This is a genomic window from Streptomyces sp. URMC 126 (assembly GCF_051386555.1).
Lineage (GTDB): Bacteria > Actinomycetota > Actinomycetes > Streptomycetales > Streptomycetaceae > Streptomyces.
Map to the genome: position 1 here is coordinate 1 of NZ_JBPQTX010000464.1, position 4,049 is coordinate 4,049.

The 4,049-nt window shown below is 75.2% G+C and carries 4 protein-coding genes and 1 tRNA gene; 3 read left to right on the plus strand and 2 right to left on the minus strand.

Features of this window, described 5'->3' with window-relative positions; all coding sequences use genetic code 11:
* The 3 genes from ACSNOK_RS31370 to ACSNOK_RS31380 form a co-directional block, all read left to right on the plus strand.
* The coding region (locus ACSNOK_RS31370; protein WP_436784189.1) for an AMP-binding protein at positions 1 to 884 on the plus strand (884 nt) is incomplete at its 5' end.
* A gap of 630 nt (positions 885 to 1,514) precedes the next feature.
* On the plus strand, positions 1,515 to 2,312 hold the full coding sequence (locus ACSNOK_RS31375; protein WP_436784190.1) for a 4'-phosphopantetheinyl transferase family protein: 798 nt from the start codon (positions 1,515 to 1,517) through the stop codon (positions 2,310 to 2,312).
* A gap of 118 nt (positions 2,313 to 2,430) precedes the next feature.
* Positions 2,431 to 2,694 (plus strand): DUF1049 domain-containing protein, encoded by a 264-nt coding sequence (locus tag ACSNOK_RS31380; RefSeq protein ID WP_436784191.1) that lies wholly within the window; start codon positions 2,431 to 2,433, stop codon positions 2,692 to 2,694.
* Positions 2,695 to 2,811: 117 nt separating this feature from the next.
* Here ACSNOK_RS31380 and ACSNOK_RS31385 read toward each other — a convergent pair.
* Positions 2,812 to 2,885 (minus strand) — tRNA-Lys (locus ACSNOK_RS31385).
* Positions 2,886 to 2,981: 96 nt separating this feature from the next.
* The gene (locus tag ACSNOK_RS31390) at positions 2,982 to 3,734 is read right to left on the minus strand and encodes a response regulator (protein ID WP_436784192.1); all 753 of its coding nucleotides are present in this window, start codon (positions 3,732 to 3,734) and stop codon (positions 2,982 to 2,984) included.
* Between the last annotated feature and the right edge of the window lie 315 nt (positions 3,735 to 4,049).

Here is a 4,049-nt window from a genome sequence, read left to right on the forward strand (position 1 = left end):
CCCGCCACCCGGCCTACGCCACCCGCGTCACCGCCGCCCACGCCACCGACCGTCACACCGTCGTCGTCCCCCACTCCGCCCTCGACAACCGCCTCCGCTGGCTTCAGCACCACCACCCCCTCGCACCCGACGACCGCGTACTCCTCCACGGCCCGCTCACCGCGGACACGTTGGCGGAGGAGCTGCTCTGGCCCCTCCGGGCGGGCGCGACGCTCGTCCTGGACACGCCCCACGCCGGTGCGTCCGCCAAGGACGGTTCCGGGGCGGGCCACGGCGACCGGCCGGCCGCGCGGACCGGAGCGCCCGGGCCGTACGACACGACGGCGGGACGCGCCGAGGGGCAGGGTGCTGGGCCCGTCCCGGCCCGTCGCATACGTGAACTCGACGTCACCGTCGTCCGCTTCGCCCCCGACGCCCTCCGACGGTTCCTGAACGCGCCGGGGGCGGGGGAGTGCGTGCGGTTGCGGCACGTCCTGGCCGCCGGGGGATCGCCGGGCCCCGCGACCGTCGACCGCTTCCGCCGCGTGCTGCCGCACGCCGTCCTGCACCACCACGTCGGCCCGCCGGAGGCGGCCGGCGCGGCGCACCGGACGTGGGCGGCGGACGGGGACGCTCCGGACGGCCCCGTCCGGCCCGCCTGGAACACGCGCCTCCATGTCCTCGACCCGGCGCTCCGGCCCTGTCCGCCGGGCAGACCGGGCGAGTTGTACGTCTCCGGCGCACCGCTCGCCACCGGGTACCCCGGGCACCCGGCGCGCACCGCCGGCCGTTTCCCGGCCGACCCGTACGGGCCGCCCGGCACGCGGATGTACCGTACGGGCCGACGGGCGCGGCGGCGCGCGGACGGTGGCGTCGAGCTCCTCGACCGGACCGAACCGACGTAGACCGCCCGGTTCCCGGCCGGACGACATCCGTCCGGCCACCAAAGCTCCGGCCTCGGCGGATGCCGCCGCCGAGGCCGGTTCGAACAGCACAGGGCGGGCCGGACGAGGGCAATGCACGCTAGGGGGAGACGGGCCCCGGCGCCGCCCCGCAGGCCCGCGGCCGACCCCGGACCGGGCCGGAGCGCGGACCGTAGATTGAGCCCATGATCGAGGAGACATCGCAAGAGAAGTCGGAACGATCAACAACGCGGGGCGGGCGCCACGCAGCCCCAAGACGGTCCGCACCCGGGCGGATCGCCCCCTAACGTCCCGCAGCCGGCGGTGTGCTGAGGTTCGCGCGGTTCCTGCGCGTCGGTGAACTGCGCCGTCTGCCGGGGGCGGCCTGACCGGGTACCGCGCGCCCGGGTACGCTGGCCCGTCCGATGGCCGTGCCCCTTTCCCGGCGCCTTCGGTCCGGTGTCCGGTGCGTGCGACCGGACATCCGGCGGGGCCGCACGGCGGGAACGGGCGGCGGGAACGCGGTACGGCGGGAACGGGCGGCGGGTGCGGACGGACGACAGGGACGGGCGGATGCATGCGGATGACGGGCGCGGGCGGATGACGGGGACGGAAGAGGACGAGGGCACGCCCATGACCGGCACATCGCGTACGTCCGGCACATCGCGTACGTCCGGCGAGCCCGGCAACCCCGGTGGACCCACCGCCGCCCCCCTGCGCCCCCGCACGCTGGGCCGCGATCCGCTGCCCGGCCCCTGGACGCCGAGCGCTGACGCGGGCTCGGGCGCGCCCGTGCTCTGGCTGCTGCGCGTGCCGGACGGCGAACCCGCGCCCCGCGCCGAGTACGAGGCGGTCCTGGACGCGCGGGAACGCGCCCGCGCCGCTTCCTTCGTCCGCGACCTGCACCGCGACCGCTACGTCGCCGCCCACCTCGCCCTCCGCCGCCTCCTCGGCGCCTACCTGGATCTCGCGCCGGGCGCGGTCGAGCTGATCCGCGAACCCTGCCCGTGCTGCGGAGCCCCGCACGGCCGCCCGGCGGCGGCGGGCGCGCCGCTGCACTTCAACCTCTCCCACGCCGGCGACCTGGTGTTCCTCGCCTTCGCGGACAGGCCGGTCGGGGCGGACGTCGAGGAAGTGCAGCAGATGTCGGTGGTCGACAGCGTCGGCCGCACGCTGCACCCCCGGGAGGTGGCCGAGCTGGAGGCCCTTCCGAGGGAGGACCGGACGGCGGCCTTCTCCCGCTGCTGGACGCGCAAGGAGGCGTACCTCAAGGGCACGGGCACCGGGCTCGCGGAGCGGCTGTCGGTGACGTACGTGGGGTGCGGGCCGCGGCCCGCGTCACCGCCGGGATGGACGCTGGCCGACGTCGAGGCGGGCCCGGGGTACACGGCGGCGGTGGCCCTCGCGGACGGGACGCCGACTGCCCCTTAGCGAAGCCGGCCCCCAGTGAAGGCGAGGGAACGAGGAGCGGACTCCACGCCGCCCGTCCCTTCGTCCGTCACCCGCAGTCGCGCACCCGCCGCGCGCGGAGCCCTGCGAAGGTGAGGGCATGGCTTCCAAGAGCAAGTCCTCGACGAGCGGTCCGTCCCGCGCCGGCTCCCTGGGAGGCAGGCTGCGGGAGGCGGCGACGACAGGACGGGTCGTCCTGCTGATCGTCGCCGTGCTGACGCTCGTCTTCGTCTTCGAGAACACCCGGCACGTCAAGATCCGGATCATCGGTCCCGAGGTCTCCACACCGCTGTGGCTGGCGCTCGCCGCGATGCTGGTGATCGGCTGGCTCCTGGGGCGGTTCGTGACCGTGCGGCGCCGGTGACCGAGGGCCGCGACGATGCGTGCCCTCCGCGCCTCAGCGCCCGGCGCACGCTTGCGCCACGTGCCCGCCAACACGCCTCGGGCCCCCGCCTCTTGGAGACGGGGGCCCGAACTTCGGTGCGCCACCAGGGACTCGAACCCCGGACCTGCTGATTAAGAGTCAGCCGCTCTGACCAACTGAGCTAGCGGCGCGGGAAGAAAGTTATCAGATCTTCCGTTCGAAGCAAATGCGCCCGCTGTCCCGACCGGGGCCGGTCATCCCTCGTACGCGTCCGTGCGTACCTTGTGTCACCCGATGTCCCCCTCGTACCCGCCACCGGTCGAGCCCGAAGAGGAAGAAGAAGGCGACACCAGCCCCGCCTCGTAGGCGGTGATGACCAGTTGGACGCGGTCGCGTGCACCCAGCTTCGTGAGCAGCCGCGACACATGCGACTTGGCCGTGGCCACGGTGATGAAGAGATCCTGCGCGATCTCGGTGTTGGACCGGCCGCGCCCGATCAGGGTCAGCACTTCGCGCTCCCGCTCGGTGATGCCGTCGACCGGCGCCGCGGAGCGTCCGGAATCGGTGCGCTCGGAGCGTCCGGAGGGGACGGGGTGGGCCGAGTGCTCCGAGGAGTGCCGCCCGGCGAAGTCGGCGATCAGGCGGCGCGTCACCCCCGGGGCGAGGAGCGCGTCCCCCGACGCGACGACGCGGACCGCCGCGAGGATGTCCTCCAGCGCCATGTCCTTCACCACGAAGCCGCTCGCGCCGGCGCGGAGGGCGCCGTAGACGTACTCGTCCTCGTCGAAGGTGGTCAGCACGAGCACGCGGGCGGTCGTCGGCCCGGCCGTGATCAGGCGGGTGGCCTCGATCCCGTCCATGCCGGGCATGCGGATGTCCATCACCACGACGTCGGGGCGGAGTTCACCGGTGAGCCGGACCGCCTCCGCGCCGGTGGCGGCCTCGCCGACGACCTCCAGACCGGGCTGGTCGGCCATGAGCACGCGCAGTCCGGACCGCACCAGCGGCTGGTCGTCGGCGAGCAGGACACGGACGTTCACCGGGCCTCCGCCCGCACGTCGGCGGAGGCCGCGGTGGCGGCGGGCTCCGCGGCGCCCGGGAGCGCCGGTGAGCCGGGGGGATTGGCAGCGCCCGCGGGCGCCGGTGGGCCGCCGGGCTCCGGCGTACGGGCCGGCGCCGGTGCGTCCGCGTCCCGTGACGCGTCGGCGGACGGCGTGGCCCCGGCGGATGACGTTTTGCCGACGGGTGCCATACCCCTGACGGACGTCGTCGCGTCCACCGACGTCGTCGCGCCCACGGACGTCGTCGCGTCCCCGGGCTCCGTCGCACCCCCGACCCCCATCGCACCCCCGACT

Bases quoted from the DNA above. Each gene is read 5' to 3' on its own strand.
- ACSNOK_RS31375 (WP_436784190.1), top strand. From the start codon at position 1,515: ATGACCGGCACATCGCGTACGTCCGGCACATCGCGTACGTCCGGCGAG.
- ACSNOK_RS31380 (WP_436784191.1), top strand. From the start codon at position 2,431: ATGGCTTCCAAGAGCAAGTCCTCGACGAGCGGTCCGTCCCGCGCCGGC.